A 1,267-nucleotide genomic window follows, 5' to 3' on the forward strand; every position below is an offset into this window, starting at 1 on the left:
CTTTTCCACATCCCCTATCCCGGTAGCCGCCACCGCCGACTTCCGTCGTGCTTCGCGCGAGCGAGCCTTTGCGACTTGGCGCGAGATCTCCATGACAAGCGCTATCGCCGACTCTCGACCTATGAGAATCGCCTCCTTCGGCTCGGCGGTCGATTAAGTTGACGATGCCGTGCCAGGACACACCGTGATCAAACAGACGTCAAGCGCCAATTAAAGCGCCGCAGAGCTGCGCTTACGATCAGCGTCGAACCGATGAGTTTGAATCACCAATGTCATCTGGTGGCGCCTCCATCGGCGCGATCGATGACCCAGGCCACCATGTAGCCCTTGGCCTGCTCAGCCTCCACGTGCATCGGCGATCTGTTCTTCTTGCCCGGCGGAATCCTGAATATCCGAGTGCTCGAGCATGCCCTTGCCCATGTCATGGATAGGCACGAAGGCCTCAGACTCCGCGTTGCCCGAACCGACGATGGTCTACGTCTGACAATCGGACCTTCCGTGGCCGAACGCCTCGTGGAGGAGATCGATCTTGTCGGAATGACCGGCCTAGAATGCCGGCCTTACCGCAAGAACGACCAGGCGTTTGTCGAACAGAAGAACGGAGCCGTGGTCCGAGAGATGGTCGGTTACATTCACGCGCGTATGGTAGTTTTCAATGCGCCTTTTTCTTACAACCTTACGACCTTAGATTTGAAGATCGCTCTCGCGAGTTTTGGCCTGCATCTCTTTGAGCCGTGTCAACTCCGTTTCGCAAGGCTGGGCTGTCTCGGTCAGCTCAGCGCTTCCATGCTTGACAGCCCGTACGTCTTAAGGGCCCCTCCAGCTTTGCTCCGACAAAGCGACGCGAGCGCCAAAGCGGGACCCAATCGCCTCTTTCAATTGGCATTGCCGGAATGCCGGCTATCCTGTAAACGGGCCGCGCACCGTTGCCGGCCGTCTTTGAGCGGTCGCCCGCAGCGGGGCCTGTAGCTCAATGGTTAGAGCCGGCCGCTCATAACGGTCTGGTTGCAGGTTCGAGTCCTGCCGGGCCCACCAGTGAGTTCAAATATATATGTGCGGACACTTTGAAAACGACTCGATTTCGTTTTCGAATCGACTCGATCTCAGAACTCCCTGATCAGCCTGCCGAATTTCTTCCCGATTTTTTCGCCAATTTTGGGGTCCGAAAAAGTGAGGGGGTCTAATCAGCTTCGTCGCGTCTGCAACGCCTGCACCTCCCATCCAATCGCCATCGAGGACGACATGAAGCAGCCAGCATCGACGTTCG

Annotated in this window: 1 tRNA gene and 1 pseudogene; both read left to right on the forward strand. The window is 57.3% G+C overall.

The window, feature by feature from the left end:
• Positions 1-157, forward strand: a pseudogene (locus tag QJT78_RS51385) (IS6 family transposase); the annotation flags it as partial.
• 802 nt (positions 158-959) lie between these two features.
• A tRNA-Ile gene (locus QJT78_RS51390) sits at positions 960-1,035 on the forward strand.
• The last annotated feature ends 232 nt before the right edge of the window (positions 1,036-1,267 follow it).

It is taken from the genome of Bradyrhizobium sp. Mp27 (assembly GCF_029953005.1).
Taxonomy (GTDB): domain Bacteria; phylum Pseudomonadota; class Alphaproteobacteria; order Rhizobiales; family Xanthobacteraceae; genus Bradyrhizobium; species Bradyrhizobium barranii.